General features: G+C 41.8%; 15 protein-coding genes and 1 pseudogene. 13 read left to right on the top strand and 3 right to left on the bottom strand.

Annotation, left to right across the window (positions count from 1 at the left end):
- The 6 genes and pseudogenes from IM500_RS16130 to IM500_RS16105 form a co-directional block, all read left to right on the top strand.
- Positions 1-137, top strand: a pseudogene (locus IM500_RS16130) (IS701 family transposase); the annotation flags it as partial.
- A gap of 207 nt (positions 138-344) precedes the next feature.
- A complete protein-coding gene (gene larE / locus IM500_RS16125) occupies positions 345-1,154 on the top strand; it encodes an ATP-dependent sacrificial sulfur transferase LarE (protein ID WP_287738972.1) in 810 nt (269 codons plus the stop codon).
- A 292-nt stretch (positions 1,155-1,446) separates the two neighbouring features.
- A complete protein-coding gene (locus IM500_RS16120; protein ID WP_002760364.1) occupies positions 1,447-2,457 on the top strand; it encodes a permease in 1,011 nt (336 codons plus the stop codon).
- Between the two features lie 24 nt (positions 2,458-2,481).
- Positions 2,482-3,273: a TIGR03943 family putative permease subunit gene (locus tag IM500_RS16115; protein WP_190721503.1), complete on the top strand. Its 792-nt coding sequence runs from the start codon at positions 2,482-2,484 to the stop codon at positions 3,271-3,273.
- Positions 3,274-3,319: 46 nt separating this feature from the next.
- Positions 3,320-4,798, top strand: a complete 1,479-nt coding sequence (locus IM500_RS16110) for an Ig-like domain-containing domain (protein ID WP_190721501.1) — start codon at positions 3,320-3,322, stop codon at positions 4,796-4,798.
- A 30-nt stretch (positions 4,799-4,828) separates the two neighbouring features.
- Positions 4,829-6,205, top strand: coding sequence for an aldehyde dehydrogenase (locus tag IM500_RS16105; RefSeq protein ID WP_190721499.1), 1,377 nt, complete (start codon positions 4,829-4,831; stop codon positions 6,203-6,205).
- Between the two features lie 11 nt (positions 6,206-6,216).
- On the opposite strand, the gene IM500_RS16100 is transcribed toward IM500_RS16105, so the two are convergent.
- Both IM500_RS16100 and IM500_RS16095 read right to left on the bottom strand, forming a co-directional pair.
- A complete protein-coding gene (locus IM500_RS16100; protein WP_190721497.1) occupies positions 6,217-7,626 on the bottom strand; it encodes an isochorismate synthase in 1,410 nt (469 codons plus the stop codon).
- Positions 7,627-7,861: 235 nt separating this feature from the next.
- The gene (locus IM500_RS16095; protein WP_004163818.1) at positions 7,862-8,266 is read right to left on the bottom strand and encodes an NIL domain-containing protein; all 405 of its coding nucleotides are present in this window, start codon (positions 8,264-8,266) and stop codon (positions 7,862-7,864) included.
- 41 nt (positions 8,267-8,307) lie between these two features.
- On the opposite strand from IM500_RS16095, the gene IM500_RS16090 reads away from it, so the two are divergent.
- From IM500_RS16090 to IM500_RS16080, 3 genes are all read left to right on the top strand, one after another.
- Complete coding sequence (locus tag IM500_RS16090) at positions 8,308-8,859, top strand: thioredoxin family protein (RefSeq protein ID WP_079205497.1); 552 nt, start codon at positions 8,308-8,310, stop codon at positions 8,857-8,859.
- A gap of 114 nt (positions 8,860-8,973) precedes the next feature.
- Positions 8,974-9,327 (top strand): hypothetical protein, encoded by a 354-nt coding sequence (locus tag IM500_RS16085; RefSeq protein ID WP_287738967.1) that lies wholly within the window; start codon positions 8,974-8,976, stop codon positions 9,325-9,327.
- Positions 9,296-11,212 (top strand): hypothetical protein, encoded by a 1,917-nt coding sequence (locus IM500_RS16080; RefSeq protein WP_287738965.1) that lies wholly within the window; start codon positions 9,296-9,298, stop codon positions 11,210-11,212. Before IM500_RS16085 ends, IM500_RS16080 begins: the two co-directional genes overlap by 32 nt.
- A 165-nt stretch (positions 11,213-11,377) precedes the next feature.
- Here the strand turns inward: IM500_RS16080 and ftsH are convergent, their stop codons facing one another.
- Positions 11,378-13,342: an ATP-dependent zinc metalloprotease FtsH gene (gene ftsH / locus IM500_RS16075; RefSeq protein ID WP_287738963.1), complete on the bottom strand. Its 1,965-nt coding sequence runs from the start codon at positions 13,340-13,342 to the stop codon at positions 11,378-11,380.
- A 132-nt stretch (positions 13,343-13,474) separates the two neighbouring features.
- On the opposite strand from ftsH, the gene ccsB reads away from it, so the two are divergent.
- The 4 genes from ccsB to IM500_RS16055 form a co-directional block, all read left to right on the top strand.
- Entirely contained in the window at positions 13,475-14,461 is a 987-nt protein-coding gene (gene ccsB, locus IM500_RS16070) for a c-type cytochrome biogenesis protein CcsB (RefSeq protein WP_190721488.1), read from the top strand.
- A 102-nt stretch (positions 14,462-14,563) separates the two neighbouring features.
- Positions 14,564-15,886 (top strand): serine/threonine protein kinase, encoded by a 1,323-nt coding sequence (locus IM500_RS16065; protein ID WP_190721486.1) that lies wholly within the window; start codon positions 14,564-14,566, stop codon positions 15,884-15,886.
- 286 nt (positions 15,887-16,172) lie between these two features.
- On the top strand, positions 16,173-17,417 hold the full coding sequence (locus IM500_RS16060; RefSeq protein ID WP_287738961.1) for an ATP-binding protein: 1,245 nt from the start codon (positions 16,173-16,175) through the stop codon (positions 17,415-17,417).
- A 46-nt stretch (positions 17,418-17,463) separates the two neighbouring features.
- A partial coding sequence (locus IM500_RS16055; protein WP_287738959.1) for a Uma2 family endonuclease occupies positions 17,464-17,832 on the top strand: 369 nt, incomplete at its 3' end.

Genomic DNA, 17,832 nt, shown 5'->3' with positions numbered 1-17,832 from the left:
ATCGACCTTTAAACACTTTTGTGGAAGCTTTAGAAGCTTTTCGGACAGCGATGTCTTTCCGTTTCTTTGAGTGGCTGACCGAGAATCTGGATGTGTTTGCCGCTTACAAAGCCAGTTTAGGCTTTATTTGGGCTTGAAATTTGTTTAAGTCCCACTAGGCAAAATTAATTACACATATCTAACCACCTCTTGCCTCTTGCATGAGTGCCTATCTTGACTAGGAAATTTATTTTGCACTACTACTTACCTCATTGCCGCAAATTCTTGGGACAAGTGGTTTAAGCTACTTGTCTATACCCAATATAAAAAACGGTCTCCCTAAACCAGTTGCCAAAATCGCCGCCATGGACAGTCAATTACTTGATCAACTCGGACAATTACAAAACCTCTTAAAAACCAGCGAAAAAGCTCTGATTGCCTATTCTGGGGGCGTGGACAGTACCCTAGTGGCCAAAGTGGCCTATGATCTGCTAGGGGGTCAAGCATTGGCAATTACGGCGGTTTCCCCCTCCCTACTGCCGGAAGAATTAGAAGAAGCGATCGCCCAAGCCGATTATATCGGTATTCGGCACGAATTGGTGGAAACCGAGGAAATGAATAACCCCAATTACACCAGTAATCCCGTTAATCGCTGTTATTTCTGCAAAAGTGAGCTACACGACACCCTTAAACCCCTTGCTCTCGCTCGTGGTTATTCCTACGTCATCGATGGCGTTAATGCTGATGATTTAAGGGATTATCGTCCCGGAATTCAAGCCGCTAGGGAGCGCGGCGCTCGTTCACCTTTGGCGGAAATTGGTATCACAAAAAGCGAAGTTCGTCAACTATCTCGTTACTTAAATTTACCTTGGTGGGATAAACCGGCGCAACCCTGTTTAAGTTCCCGTTTTCCCTACGGGGAGGAAATTAGCCTGGAGAAATTGCAAAGAGTCGGACGGGCGGAGATTTATCTGCGAAAATTAGGTTATCGTCAATTACGGGTGCGATCGAGCGGCGATACGGCACGGATTGAATTACCGGCAGCAGCAATTCCCGACTTTATTAATCGGACAAATTTAAGCGAATTAGTCGCTGATCTGCAAAAATTAGGCTTTATCTATGTCACCCTCGATCTAGAAGGTTATCAAAGCGGCAAACTTAATCGAGTCCTCTAGTTCAGTGATCAGTGATCAGTAAACAGTAATCAGTGGACTGAAAACTCAAATCTGCTCTAACAGTTATCTTAATGGTGAGGTACGAAGTTTTCCTTTTGGGGAGCCGGTCGCTGGTCGTCAATACCAAATTGAGTTATACTTCATCTTGACGAGAAAGGCTGTAACGGATAACGGATAACGGATAACTGGTCACTGATAACTGATAACTGGTCACTGATAACTGATAGATGAACCTTTTTCTAGGGTTCCTAAGTCTTTACCCCTAAACCTCTAATTGCCAAGGCGAGGATAGATGAGTCAACTACAAAATGCCTTTACCCTATTCCTGAGCCTGTTGGTGGAAGCGATGCCTTTTTTACTGCTAGGGGTGATTCTCTCTAGTATTCTTTTAATATTTGTCGATGAACGTCGCCTAGTTGCCTTGATGCCTCGAAATGCTGTTTTAGGAGCATTTGTGGGGGGATGTATTGGTTTTTTGTTTCCCGTCTGCGAGTGTGGCAATGTGCCGGTGGCGCGACGTTTACTTGTGCAAGGAATGCCGAATGCAGTAGCGGTTAGTTTTCTCTTAGCAGCGCCGACAATTAACCCGATTGTTATCTGGTCCACTTGGGTAGCTTTTCGCGATCAACCGGAAATTGTTTTCTATCGAGTTATCTTTTCTTTGTTCATCGCTACGGTTATCGGTATTATCTTTAGTATCCAAAAAGATCCCCGACCGCTCCTCCAAACCTCTTTGGCAAAAAGTCTCAATTGGCAACCGCAAACACCGGAAAAAGAATCTATCCCACTACTACTACAATCCGGTTCTTTTCTGATCGGTAATTCTGGGCAAACTTTGCGCTTAGATGAAAGTTTTGCCGCTACTGCTGTCCTACCAGCAGTGCAAGCTATCCCGATGAAAAGGCGCTGGTTAACTTTTGTGGAAAACGTGGTGATGGAATTACGGGAATTAGGAGGAGTGTTAATCTTAGGAAGTGCTATAGCGGCCGGTTTACAGGTGTTTGTTCCCCGGGAATTTGTTCTTAATTTGGGTCAGGATCCGATTACTTCGATCTTGGCCATGATGCTGTTAGCGGTAATTGTTTCGATTTGTTCCACGGTTGATTCTTTTTTTGCTCTCTCCTTTGCCTCTAGTTTTACCAGTAGTTCCCTGCTGGCTTTTTTAGTGTTCGGTCCAATGATTGACCTGAAAGGGATTGGTTTAATGTTGTCTATTTTTAAACCGAGAATGTTAATTTATCTCTTTGCTTTAGCAGCGCAAATGACTTTTTTACTCACCTTGGCTCACAGTTATTTATTTTAGGTCAGTACCCGGATAGTTTTTCCCATGAATTCATCACGTCTAAAAATAATCGCCCCCCAATTTATCGATGTTATTGCCCTAATCGGTTGGGGTTCGTTACTATTTAAATACTGGATAACTGGACATTTAAATTTACTGATACATCCTAATTATTTTATTCTGGTTCTCATCACCAGTATTGCTTTATTTGTTCTGGGAATAGTCAAGCTTTGGACATTATTAAAACAGTGGCAAAAAAAGATTAATTTAGATAGTAACGATAATCGATCGCATATTACCATTCTTCCCCAACATTTTGGCTCAGGTTTATTAGTAATAACTGCCCTTTTAGGCCTATTTATCACCCCGCAGCCCCTCAGCAGTCAAATCGCATTACAGAGGGGAATTAGTGAATCTTTACCCCTAACTCGCTTGCAAACTCAATCCTTTGGCACTACCGTTAAACCAGAGGAAAAAAGTTTAATTGAATGGGTAAGAACTTTGAATGCTTACCCCGAACCTGATGCTTACACGGGACAACCGGTAAAAGTCACAGGTTTTGTGGTACAATTGCCCCAGTTACCCGATAATTATTTATTAATTAGTCGCTTTATTCTTACCTGTTGTGCCGTGGATGCTTATCCCGTGGGTTTGCCGGTGAAACTATCAGGAAGTCGCGGTCAATATCCCAATGACACTTGGTTAGAAATCACCGGAGAAATGGCCACGGAATCTTTACCCGTAGAGGTGGGAAAATCAACCACCAGAAGACAATTAGTAATTAAGGCTAAATCCGTGAAATCTATACCCACTCCTGTGGATCCCTACGGATATTAACAGTTATCAGTTATCAGTTATCAGTTGTTTCTAACCATCTACTATAATGATCAAGACCTTACAACTACAACCGATTGATAAATTAGCGATAACATTAATTGTATCGCTAACCTTAGTAATTGGCGGCTTAATTTGGTTAGGTAATAGCTGTGGTAATCAATGTCTTTTGCAAACCGGTCCAAGGGTCAAGGAATTTAGCTGGGAAAATCGAGAAATTGGCTCAGAAGATCAAGCATTTATTATCACTTTTGATCGCCCCATGGATCATGCTAGTGTAGAAAAAAATCTAGTTATCGATCCTCCGCTGCCGGGTAAGTTGAGTTGGGCCGGAAGACGATTAGCTTATACCCTCACTTCTCCCATTCCCTACGGAGAAAAATATCATCTGCAAATTGAAGGTGCGCGGGAACAATTTCGCAGCGGTAATCGATTAGGACAAACCCTGGCAATTTTTGAAAGAGAATTTAAAAGTCGCGATCGTGCTTTTGCCTATATTGGCACTAATGGGGAAGAACAGGGAAGATTAATTTTTTATAACTTGACCGAGGAGAAGAAAACCCTCTTAACCCCCGCAAATTTGACCGTTATGGCTTTTGAATTCTATCCTGATGGTAAAAAAATTCTCTTTTCGGCCGTGGCGAAAAATCGGGGGATAGAGGGAATTCGTGAACTGCAGCTTTACCAAGTTGATAGCAGTCAATCGCCTCTAAAAATTGAGTTAGTGCTAGACAATAAAGATTATCAAAATAATCACTTTGATTTAGCTAAAGATGGGGAAACTATTGTCGTGCAGAGAATTGAGCGCCGCAATCCGATTAACTTCGATTTATGGGCAGTTAAATCAGGGGAAAAACCCCAACAATTAAACATCCAAGGCGGGGAATTTTTGATCGCACCTGATAGTAAAACTTTGGCTGTCACCCAGGGGGAAGGAATTGCGCTTTTGCCCTTAAAATTCGAGACAAAACCCCTGGATTTTTTACCAAAATTTGGGCGAATTTTGAATTTTTCTGCTGATGGTACGGCTGCGGCAATGGTAAATTTTAATACTGATAATGCCAAAATGCGTTATATTCGATCGCTTTTTTATGTCAATAATCAAGGATTACAAAAACGCTTACTCAATCTACAAGGTTCGATTATAGATTGTCAATTTAATGCCACTGGTAGTGATTTGTATTGTTTGTTAACTGAGTTAGTGACTAATAGTCAAGAGTACAAAGAAAAACCCTATTTTGCTAAAATAGATGTAAAGACTGGTCAAGTGACTCCCCTACTGGAATTAGCTGATTATCGTGATATTCACATTAGTTTATCTCCCGATAGTTTAGCAATTATTTTTGATCAACTTCGCACCAGTTATGATACTAATCCTACTAATCCCTTGACTACCGATTCGGGAGAAACAATTATCGGTGGTCGTTTGTGGATGTTAATTCCTCCCCTACAAGATGGAGTAAAAGCCAGTAAATCTGATTTAATTGAATTACCTCTAGCGGGAATTCGTCCCCAGTGGATGCCATAGAATTTCATTATTAACTTAGGAATTATTTCGATGCTGTCAAACTCAGAAAAATTAGCCAAATTGCGTCAGTATTTTGCCAGTGGTGCAACTCGTTCCTATCAATTCCGTCGTCAGCAGTTAGAGAAGTTAAAACAGGCAATCATTAAATATGAAGCAGAGATATATCGAGCTTTATATAGCGATTTAAAGAAAAGTCCCGAAGATTGTTGGATTACTGAAAATGGCTTCCTTTTGGTGGAAATTAATACCGCTTTAAAAAATTTGCGCTCATGGATGCAACCCAAAACTGTTAAAACTAATCTCTTAAATTTCCCATCCTCCAGTCAGATTATTCGGGAACCTTTAGGAGTGGTTTTAATTATTGGTGCTTGGAATTATCCCCTCCAATTGTTATTAGTGCCTTTAGTCGGTGCCATTGCTGCAGGTAACTGTGCGGTATTAAAACCGAGTGAATTTGCCTCAGCGACGGAAAAATTAGTAGTTAAAATAATTGAAGAAATATTCCCCGAAGAATATGTGTTAATTGTCCCAGGAGATGGTGCGGAAGTAATTCCGAATATGTTAGACAGTTTTACCTTTGATCAGATATTTTTTACTGGCAGTACAAGGGTAGGAAAAATTATTTATCAACTAGCGGCAGCAAAGTTAATTCCCGTTACTCTAGAATTAGGGGGAAAAAGTCCCTGTGTTATCGAAGCTGATGCTAATATTTCCGTGGCAACCCGTCGCATTGCCGTGACAAAATTCTCTAATTGTGGTCAAATGTGTATCGCAGCTGATTATATTTTGGTACATCAATCCCAGCAGGAGAATTTGATCAGAGAATTAGCCAATACTATTGTTAATTTTTTTGGTGAAGATGCGAGATTAAGTGCTGATTATGGTAAGATAATTAATGAGAAACAATTTGATCGCCTGATTGACTTTCTCCAAGATGGTGAGATTGTTTTTGGAGGCAAAACCGATCGAGAAAATTTATATATTCAACCAACTTTATTAACTAATGTTTCCCTCGATGCTCCTATTATGCAAGGGGAAATATTCGGTCCAATTTTACCGATCATTGCCTTTAGCACTTTTGAGGAAGCTTTAGCAATTATTGCTAAAAACCCTAACCCTCTAGCTTTTTATCTGTTTACTACCAAGGCAAAGACCGAAAAGAAATGGCTAGAATCAGTCCAGTTTGGGGGAGGTTGTATTAACAACAATAGTTTTCATTTTACTAATCCTAGTTTACCCTTTGGTGGTCGAGGAAATAGCGGTATTGGTAGCTATCATGGTCGTTTTTCCTTTGAGAATTTTAGTCACCAAAAAGCGATTATGAAAACACCTCTTTGGTTCAATCCCGCTTTAAAATATCCGCCTTTTAAGGGTAAATTAGACTTATTTAAGTTATTAGTTCGGTAACAAGCTACAGTTTAAGTTAAAGCTTTTAAGAGAGCTTGAAATTTAAGCTGAATTTCTGCTAGTTCTTTTTCCGGATCGGAACCGGCAACAATACCCGCACCGGCGTATAATCGCGCTCGATCGCCTTTAATTAAGGCCGAACGAATACCAACAATAAACTCACTATTATTTTGACAATCGATCCAACCCAAAGGAGCGGCATAAAGAGAGCGATCGAAGGTTTCATAATGACGAATTTGTGCTAAAGCGATCTCCGTGGGAACCCCAGCAACAGCAGGAGTGGGGTGTAGTTGGGCAACAATTTCGAGGGGATGGATGGAGGGTTTTAGTTTGGCATGGATAGGAGTCCAGAGATGTTGAATATTGGAGAGTTTTAACAATCTAGAGGGAGAATTTTGCGGATTTAAGCCAATTTGTCGCAGTTTTTGGTTAATAAAGTCACTAACAGCCCGATGTTCCCGTTGTTCTTTTTCACTAGCGAGGAGTTTATTGGCTAAAAGAGCATCTTCGATCGCATTTTCTCCCCGGGGAGCGGATCCCGCTAAAGCATCGGTGATTAATTGCCCCTGATGGACAGTTAGCAAGCGTTCGGGACTAGCGCCGATAAAATGATCTCCCCGTCCATTGCCGAGGGAAAAAGTATAGCAATCGGGATGACGCTGACGCAAATTATCGAGACAGTTTACCAGATGAAAAGGACGGGGAGAAATCACGTCAAGAGCGTGAGCGAGGACAATTTTGCTAAATTTTTGAGCCTGGATAGATTGGAGGGCATCGGCAACAGCCGCTTGAAAATTATAGGTAGGATGAATATAATAACTACAGGGAGCCTGATGGGGATTTTGTCGGCAATTGCTCGAGTTATTTTGGATAATTTTGAGGTTGTTGATAGTTTCTTCGAGGGAGTTTTCTATTTCTTTTTCGCCGGTGATTAGGAGATTGGTAAGGAAAAAATATTCCGACTGTTTTTTGATAATTTGAAACTTAGGCAGGGTTAGGGTAGCTGAGGGAAAGGGGGTAGCTCTTTCCGAGTCGAAAAAAGTGAAACTACAAAAGATGCGGGGAGTAATCTCGCTATAGTTATCAATTTTAATAATTCTTTGTTGACAGTTTTCAATAAATTTTTGAGCTTTTAAAAAACGTTGTTTGCCGTGGAAAGTGGCAGCAAAGGCGATGCCGTAGCCGAGAAAAGCGGTTTCTCGTTCGGGATTTTCCCAATAACAATGGGTGGCATAGCTAGAGGCAATCCGAGAGAGAATTTCTAGGGGATCAACGGGGGAAATTTTTTGACAAAAACTAACGATCGACGGATTTCCCTTTTCTGCGGCTAACAGTTGCGGGTTGAGGATAAAGTTATAGAGGCCGCGAAGATCAGCAATCGGACTATCAGGATAGGAAAGGCGAGGAACGGCAGAAGTCATGTCAAGTTTTTTGTATTTTTTGCAAAAAAACCATGATTAATGGTATGTAATCCCCACAGATGTGGCCAGAGTCAGCAATCTCTTTTTAACTATGGTATCGGAGAAAGGGTCTTTAGGCAGAAAGGGAACGGGATATTTGTGACGATTAACCGCGTTGGAGACAAATGAAGGCTTAAAATCTCCAGAGATGGCTATTATTTAAATGGGCAAAAAAATTAATTTAATAACTGCTACTTTACAAGTTTGTGGAAATTGCCGCCACGGGACAAGTGGGGATACATTGTTCACAAACCACACAACGGGAACGCAAAAACTTGAGACGAAAACTTTCGGGATCAAGGGTTAAAGCTTCCGTGGGACAAACTCCCGTACATAACCCACAATCGACGCATTTTTCTTCATCAATGACGATTTCGCGACTAACTTGGGAAACGCCAATATTTTGTAATTGTAACCATTCGATCGCCGCTTCTAACTCATCGATATCTCCCGATAATTCTAATACTAATGTTCCCACTTGATTGGGGGCAACTTGGGCGCGGATAATATTAGCGGCGACATTAAAATCCTTCGCCAGTCGATAGGTAACGGGCATATGGACGGCTTTTTTGGGAAAAGTGAGAGTAACGCGTTTTTTCATGAGGATAGGATAGGATAGGAATAATTTTTGAGAGACTATCCATGACAGCCACCACACCCACCAACAAAACCAGAAATCTGCTGCTGGCAGTAACGGCAGTTATCCTTAGTGTAGCGATTTTCTTGGGGTTTCAAACCACCGCTAGTTCTGTATCTTTGGAAGCGCAAGCGGAAAAAGCGACACCTTTCGATCTTGCCCTCAGCAATGGTAAACCCACCCTGACAGAATTTTATGCTAATTGGTGTACCAGTTGTCAGGCGATGGCCGCTGAAATTGCCGAAATTAAAAAACAATACGGTAATGCCATTAATTTTGTCATGCTCAACGTTGATAATAATAAATGGTTGCCGGAAATTCTCCGTTATCGCGTGGATGGTATTCCCCATTTTGTCTTTTTAAATAATCAAGGACAACCAGTTGCCCAAGCGATCGGAGAACAACCAAAATCAATTTTAACCGCTAATTTAGAAGCACTTTTAACCAATTCTACCCTACCCTATGCCACCACTACGGGACAGGCTTCTGATTTTAATATCCTTGCGGGCGCTAGTCAAACCGATCCTCGCAGTCACGGCAGTCAAGTTAAGCAGTAATCAGTTATCAGTAATCAGTAATCAGTTATCAGTGGAAAGCTCATGGCTGAAAGCTATTATTCAAGAGTCAACAGCTTATCAATAAGTACATTTCATTGACTGAATTTTTTAACTATGGCGATTATTGTCCAACATTTGACCACAGGTAACGAATATATATTCCTAGGAGTTATTGGGGGTGAAAGTAAGAATATTTTACCCACCAAAATGTTAGGAGATTTCTTCGCAACCGAGACTCCAGATAAATCTCGATCGCTGACGGTTTGTGACGATCAAGGCCGCATACTTTGGTTTCCCGTCACAGAAATGATTGTGGTGGAGGTAGATGGTCAAAAACCCGAAGAATTATTACCAGAAATTATCCCTCCTGAACCAGTTCCTTTACAATTAGATAAAGAAAATAAACCTGAGTCCCCAGAAAATCAAGGAAACATCGATGAATTTGCCGAAGATGACGATTGGATCTAGAATTAAATATCTAATTTTAGCGGTAATAATTGCCCTATTTACTATTGGCTTTAATTCCCTCTATTCTGTTTCTCAAAACTCGATCGCTTCCTTCCCCGTTGCCGAAGTTAAATCCCAATATCTTAACGATTGGACACCGGAATTAGAGGCAGAATTTCAACAAAGGGCCAAGCAAGTTATTAACCATTTTGCTAAGGCAGAAAGTTATGGCAATTTGTGGGGAGAAAACGAGAAAAGATCCTATCCTATGGCCATGTTTGATTTCTTGGCAGGAAACCGGCAAAAAGCCCTAGATTTCCTGCAGCAGGATGACCCACAAAAACGGGAACAGGCCCACACTGATTATATAGATTATTATTTTTCTTTTACCCTGAAAGGACAAATTAGAAAATATTTTCTGCTCGGAAAATATCTCGATCCTGTTTATCGTCAGAGAATGTATAATGCGGCGAAAATTTGGACAGAAACCGACCCTTTACAACGGCCCCATCCTGTCCACGGTACGGGCCAAGGAACGGGTAATGATTGGAGTATAACAAGACGGGGTTTATGGGTAGATAGTCGCAATACTGATAACCTGCGAGCGATGCGCGAAACATCGGTTTATCTGATGGCCGAAGAAACCGGAAATGAAGCAACTCGTCAAATTTATAAAAGTAAAATTAAGCGTTACGTTTCAGCTTTATATAACATCGGTATGGGAGAATGGGATTCAGAAGTTTATCACGGTCACACCTTTGCTCCCTATCTCAATCTCTACGATTTTGCTCAAGATACGGAAGTTAAACAATGGGCAAAAATGGCCTTAGATTGGTTATCCATGGCCGCTAGTGTTAAATATTATCGCGGTGGTTGGGGTGGCCCTGTAAAACGCGATTATGGTGATGGCCATGGCGTAATGCGATCGCACGCAGCCCGCACTTTTTGGCTATACTTTGGTGATACCCCTGTCCCCAATAATCGCCCGGAATTGGACTCTCTTTATCTAATTACCAGTGGTTATCGTCCTCCTTTGGCAGTGATGGAATTAGCCCGAAAAAACTTTAATAAACCGGTAGAAATTCTCGCCAGTAAACCCCTGTATGAAAACTGGAAACCGGGCAATAATCAAAGTCCGGGTTATTGGGAAACTCAATTTATCGGGGCTAGTTATCAAATGGGTAGTCTGGTGGGAACTTTCCCCGATGGCGATGTGGCCCCGTTTAAATTAATGGCCTTTAATCAACACAAAGGTGTGGATTTTTTTGTGGCTAACACTGGCAAAAATGGCGTAAAACCGGGCAAAAATCCCGGGGATGAAATCGGACAATATCGTAATCTTTTAATCTGGTTACGACCAGCAGACCAAGCTTTTTTCTGGCAATTACCGAAAACTGCCAAGGTAGAAAAAGATGATAATATCTGGTTTATTCAATTAGAAAAAACTTGGTTAGCCCTGAGATTAATAAATCTTTCTTCTCCTGAAATGATCGAGATTCCTAATTCCCCTTATCCCGATGATAATACCTACCAAGCTTTACCCACAGGTAACAATTATGCGGGTTTTGCTCTGGAAGTGGGGGAAGCGGCAACCCAGGGCAGTTATGAGAATTTTAAGATCATATTTAAGCAAAAAAGTCAAGTAAATTTAACTCAAATTAATCAGGGCAGGGTTTTATTTAAAGGCAGTCAAGGGCAGAGTTTACAATTGACCTATAATCAAATCAATCTACTGCCGATTTTAATTCGTAACGGTCAAAAGCACGATTGGTCAAAAAATTTCGCCCTTTATAACAGTTTAAGTCGAGATAACTCTCCCGTTTCTTTGGGTTGGAAAAAGGGCAAATTAACCGTCAAAGCAGGGAAATACCAGTTTTCCAATGCCTTGATCCTCTCCTCTCCTTAAGTTAGATATTCTCGATTATTTATTCAGCAAACCCTAGTTATGAGGAGAGGCAAAAGGCAAAAGGCAAAAGGCAAAAGGCAAAAGGCAGCTTTGTTCTCCCCACTTCCCCACTTCCCCACTTCCCCACGAAAAACTTTTTCAGCAGACCCTATTTATGGGGATTGATCAGACCATTTGCGCTTGATTTAAGAATTCTTGCAATTCTTCTCCTTCGATTACTTCGGTGGTCAAAAGATTAGCGGTAATCGACTCTAATAAATTGCGGTTGTGACTGAGAATTGCTAGGGCTTTTTGGTAACTAGCGTCGATAATTTGTTTAACTTCTTCATCGATCGCTTTGGCCGTATTTTCCCCGATCGAACGGCGGGGACTACCCTGATTATTACCTAAAAAATTAGCCTGTCCTGTTTTATCGTAGGCTAGGGGTCCCAGGGATTTACTCATACCATACATTGTCACCATTCTTTCAGCAATATCCGTCGCCCTTTGTAAATCATCGGAAGCGCCATTAGTGACACTGCCAAAGATTAATTCTTCGGCTGCCCGACCGCCCAATAACATAGTAATTTGTTCTTTAAATTCGGTTTCTGTCATCAAAAAACGGTCTTCCGTGGGAATTTTCAGGGTATAACCCAAAGCGGATAAACCCCGGGGAACGATGGAAATTTTCTCCACCCGACCACCTCCCGGCATGACAGCACCGACTAAAGCATGGCCAACTTCGTGATAAGCGACGATTTTCTTTTCTTTTTCCGATAAAACCCGACTTTTCTTTTCTAAGCCAGCGATAACTCTTTCTATCGCCTCTTTAAAATCAATTTGACTGACTTTTTCCCGATTATTACGGGCGGCCAAGAGAGCAGCCTCATTGACGAGATTGGCTAAATCGGCACCGGCAAAACCGGGGGTTTGGGTGGCGATCGCTTTGAGGTTAACATCTTCACCCATCTGGACTCGTTGGGCGTATATTTGCAAAATTGCCAATCTTCCCGCTAAATCGGGACGATCCACCAAAACTTGGCGATCAAAGCGCCCCGGACGCAATAAAGCGGCATCAAGAGTCTCTGGGCGATTGGTGGCGGCTAAAACGATGACGACGGCTTCTTTGGGGCTAAAACCGTCCATTTCTGTCAAAAGTTGGTTTAAAGTCTGCTCGCGCTCATCATTGCTGCCGCTAGTTCCCGATCCCGAACTTCTCGATTTACCGATCGCGTCCAATTCATCAATAAAAATGATGCTAGGGGCATTTTTCTTCGCTTGGGCAAATAGATCCCGCACCCGGGCTGCCCCGGTCCCGACAAATAATTCCACGAATTCCGAGGCCGAAATGCTAAAAAACGTCACTCCCGCTTCCCCCGCGACCGCTTTTGCTAAGAGGGTTTTTCCCGTCCCCGGCGGTCCGACCAAGAGAACACCTTTAGGAATACGCGCCCCAATTTTATTAAAGCGCTCGGCATCCTTGAGAAATTCGACAATTTCCTTTAACTCGGTTTTTGCTTCCTCGGCCCCGGCCACATCACTGAAGGTAATCGGATATTTTTCGCCGTCTCCGTAAACTTTAGCGAGATTTTTATTAAAAAGCAGTGATTTACGCGTGTCATCGTTGCGATAGAACAGAAACTGCATGGCGGCGACTAAAATTAAGGGAGGAACCACCCAAGCGAGGAGAGTGGTGATCCAACTGTTTTCGGCCACAGGAATCGCCTCGAAGATTACGCCTTTTTGCTGTAATAGTTGGGGTAATTGGGGGTTATCGACTGGAATCGTGGCCAAGACTCGTCTGGAGACTAGATTACTGCTTGGTTTGCTGTCCAGAGAACTAGAATCACCGTAAAAGGGATGACTTGATTCTGGGGGATTAACGGGGGGATTACCCGGAATAGGCAGGGATTCTAAAGGATTTTTTAATTGATAATAGATGACTTGATTGCCAATTTTGACATTACTGATGTCGCCCCGTTCCACTCTACTGATAAATTCGCTGTAGGGTTCGAGGGGAATATTGGATAATTCTGAGGGACGAGGGATAAGAAAATAGCCTAAAGCGGCAACACCAGAACAAATGATCAGGATTTTGCCTAACAGAGGCAAACGCGACCAGGAAAATTGATTATCTTCTTGATTAGCCATAATTTTTAGGGTGGGTCAGAGTGAAAATGCAAAGTTCATACTAACAATTCCCTGTCTCGATCGCCTTACCGATGGGATAGGATAGAGGATGGAATACTTGGTAGCGAGCGAGCGACAAACGAGAGAAATCCCATGAATTTAGTTAGCTTAGAGAACTTTCTCGATAACACTTCTTTTTTAGTCCTGTTTTTAACCATGCTGGTTTATTGGGCCGGGGCAGCCTTTCCTAGCATACCTTTGTTGCCCGGCCTGGGCAGCACGGGAGTGGCCATCGCTAACCTCTGTATCGCCGCTTTATTGGGGGCGCGCTGGTTAGAAGCGGGTTATTTCCCCATCAGCAATCTTTACGAATCTTTATTCTTTCTCGCTTGGGGTGTAACTGCGGTTCATTTAATTGCTGAGTACAATAGCCGCAGTCGCCTGGTGGGGGTGGTGACGACTCCTGTAGCCATGGGGATTACTGCTTTTGCCACTTTGTCTTTACCCGGGGAAATGCAAACTTCGGCGCCCTTGGTTCCAGCTTTAAAATCGAATTGGCTGATGATGCACGTTAGCGTCATGATGTTAAGTTATGCTGCTTTGATGGTGGGTTCCCTGATGGCGATCGCTTTTCTGATCGTCACTAGAGGTCAAAATATCGAGTTAAAAGGCAGTTCCGTGGGTACGGGGGCCTATCGTCTGCAAAATAAGTTATCTACCACTCTTTCCGCCCCAATTTTCATGGAAACGGCTAACGGTGGCACAACCGCCCTTTTAACTCCCACCTTAACAGCGATGACGACCCTTTCGCCCCAACGTCTCAGCTTGGCAGAAACCCTCGATAATATCAGTTATCGGGTCATTGGTCTCGGTTTTCCCCTTCTCACTATCGGTATCATCGCCGGGGCGGTTTGGGCGAATGAAGCTTGGGGTTCCTATTGGAGTTGGGATCCGAAAGAAACTTGGGCGCTAATCACTTGGTTAGTGTTTGCCGCTTATCTCCATGCCCGCATTACCCGGGGATGGCAGGGAAGAAAACCAGCTATTCTAGCGGCGAGTGGTTTTGTTGTGGTTTGGGTATGTTATTTAGGGGTGAATCTTTTAGGTAAAGGTCTTCATTCCTACGGTTGGTTTTTCTAAATCAGTTATAGGGGTGGGGTGTGGGGTGTGGGGTGTGGCCCCCCCAACCCCTGTCCCCAGGAAAAACTTTTTCAGCAGACCCTAAATAAGGGAAAAGCCACTATGACCTTTACTTCTGATTCTCTTTTAGCTGAACGTTACCAACTACAACAACGCCTAGGAAATACCGCTATCGGTCGTCAAACTTGGTTAGCTATAGATGTATTATCCCAAGAATCGGTAATTATTAAACTCCTCGCTTTTAGTCCCCAGATGGAGTGGGAAGAATTAAAATTATTTGAACGGGAGGCAGCCGTCTTAGCTTCTCTCCATCATCCCCGTATTCCCCGCTATCGCGATTATTTTTCCCTCGATAAAAATCAAGGTGACGGGATTCCTTGGTTTGTGCTTGTACAAGATTATATACCGGGAGAATCCCTAAGCGAGCGCTTAGAAAGGGGGCAACGTTTCACCGCTACGGTAATTCGGACTATTGCCGAAGAAGTTCTCGAAATTCTCATTTATTTGCACGAATTATCGCCCCCAGTATTACATCGAGATATTAAACCTAGTAATTTAATTATTAACTCGGAAAATAACGTTTATTTAGTAGATTTTGGGGCAGTCCAGTCCCGCGGTGCAGTGACGGGAGTTACTTTTACTGTGGTGGGAACGAGTGGTTATGCACCTCTAGAACAATTTTGGGGCCGGGCGGTTCCCAGTTCTGATTTATATGCCTTAGGTATGACTTTAATTCATTTATTGACGGGAATTGTCCCGATAGAATTGCCCCACCGCGACTCTAAAATTCAATTTCGCCAACGGGTGACAATTGATGATGATTTAATCGATTGGTTAGAAACTATGACCGATGTAGCGGTAGAAAAGCGGTTTAAAAGTGCCAGAGAAGCTCTGAAATTTCTCCAACATCCCTACTATCGCCAAGCATCAAGTTTAATCGATCCTAAGAAATTACCAAAACCTCCCCACAGTTCCATCCGTATCGCTAAACACCGGGATAATTTAGAGATTAATTTACCCCCAAAAATTAAGCTACCTTCCGATGCAGCTACCCTCTGGTCTTTGGCGATTGTCCTTACTGTCACTGTCTTTATCTCCCCGATTCTTACCTTTATTGTAGCTCTAATTGGTTTTATTTGTTTGCGTGAGATGCAATTAATTCTTACACCTCAAGAAGTTTTAATTAAATATAAAGTTTTCAATTTTATCTACCAAAAATTTGCCTTCAGAACTCAAGATTTATGGGGTATTTTTCTCCATAGCAATGGCACAGAAGGTAACTATCAGATTCGTCTGCGGACGGCTAAAAATTATTATCTGATCGGTCAGAATCTCCGCGAGGATGAATGTCTCTGGTTAGGACAGGAAATCCAAGATTGGTTAAATTTTATCAAATATAGCGTTTCTCCTCAAGATGATGTGTAACCTGACAGGGTATCATCGACCGTCTCCCCAAAACGAAAACTTTGCACCTCACCATGAAGATAACTGCTATAAGTTATCAATTTTATCGAGAATCAATTCAAGAAATCCTAAGAATTAGTCGGTAGGCATTTCTCCCTTTTTAACCTTAATGTTGCAGATATCGCCCTATCTTGCTAGTATAATAACTGATTGGCATTCCCTCGGCTACAAGGCGGCAATTATTAAATCGGATTAGAAATTGCAAAAAGGCGGCCATGAAATCTTAGTTATTAGTGGAGAATTAAAAATGAACTCTGAAATTTACAAAAAAGTCAGCTTGTTAGTTTTGTATCAAGGGGTTTTTGATAATGCTATTGGCCAGGCATTTATTACCCTATTATCTACGGATAATGTTGCCGATTTTCTCAAAGCTTATGGTCAATTGTTTCAAGCTTTAGCATCCAGAAATATCAGTTGGAATGATTTTCTAATCGAACAAATTTTATTAGATGATAATCCCTTTAGTCAACAGGTACAGAAAAAAAGTGTTTGGGAGTTACCCGAATCTTTAATTAATGGCGTTAAACAGGATTTATCTATCCTCCAATCTCTTTATAACTCTAGCATTTATAGCTTAAGTAATTCGACAGTTTTTGAACAAATTAAATTTCTAATTTTCCCCGCTTGGGAAGTGGACAATAAATTAGAAAGTTTCCTCCATTCTAGTTTAGATTGGACGGAATTAGTCGAAGCTCTAGCCGATTATTATCGTGAGTGTGGTACAGGAATTTTTGCCCGTTATCAAGCTTTAAGGTGGCAAGAAGGCAGATTACAAGGAATTAATCATCCCGATCCCGTGCAGATTCAAGACATAGTCGGTTATGAAATGGCTAAGAAAACCTTGATTAAAAACACTGAGTTTTTATTAGCAGGTTATCCCGCTTTAAATGTCTTACTCTATGGTTGCCGTGGTTCAGGAAAATCCTCTCTGGTTAAGGGATTATTGCAAAAATATCATAGTCAGGGATTGCGCTTAATTGAAGTGGCAAAATCGGAATTAAAAGACCTACCATTAATTATTGAAATCTTGCGAGATTTGCCCCAAAAATTTATTATCTTTGTCGATGATTTATCCTTTGAAGAAGATGATGAAGCTTTTAAAGCTTTAAAAGTTGTTTTAGAGGGAAGCGTCACCGCTAGACCGAAAAATGTCGTAGTTTATGCCACTTCTAATCGCCGACATTTAGTCAGAGAATTTTTTGCGGATCGACCCCGACCAAAAGATAGTGATGAAGTGCATAATTGGGACACAGTACAAGAAAAATTATCCTTTAGTGATCGCTTTGGTTTAACCCTCACTTTTGAACCGGCTAATCAAGAAAAATATTTGGAAATAGTGCGTCATTTAGCCAGTTTAGCTAAATTAAAAATTAGCTTAGAAGAATTAGAATTTCGTGCCAAACAATGGGCAACCCAACATAATGGGCGCTCGGGAAGAACTGCTAGACAATTTATTGATTTTCTCCAAGGGGAATTAGAATTAAATGGGTAGCATTAATTGTGTTATGATTAAATAAAAGAATCTCTAATCTGGAAAAATGTTGACTTCATCTCCCCCCAAAACTATCAGCTTAGAAGAATATCGTAATTTAGAAACCATAGCCGAGGTTAAACACGAATATCACGACGGGGAAATTATCGAGATGACAGGGGGAAGCATCAATCATAATAGTATTCTCATTAATCTGATTGTCCTGCTAAAATTAGCTTTAAGAGGAACTAATTATCGTCTTCAATCGAGCGATCTACGTCTATGGATACCCCAGTATAATCGCGGTTTATACCCAGATTTAATGATTATTGCCGGGGAACCATTATTTAGTGATAATCGCAACGATGAAATTTTAAATCCCTGCCTAATTATCGAAGTTTTATCTCCTTCCACCTCTGGTTATGATCGGGGTGAT

Source organism: Microcystis sp. M179S2 (assembly GCF_020245805.1).
Classification (GTDB): domain Bacteria; phylum Cyanobacteriota; class Cyanobacteriia; order Cyanobacteriales; family Microcystaceae; genus Microcystis; species Microcystis aeruginosa.
The sequence above is the reverse complement of the archived record's forward strand: the minus strand, read 5'-3'. Positions and strand labels throughout refer to the sequence as shown.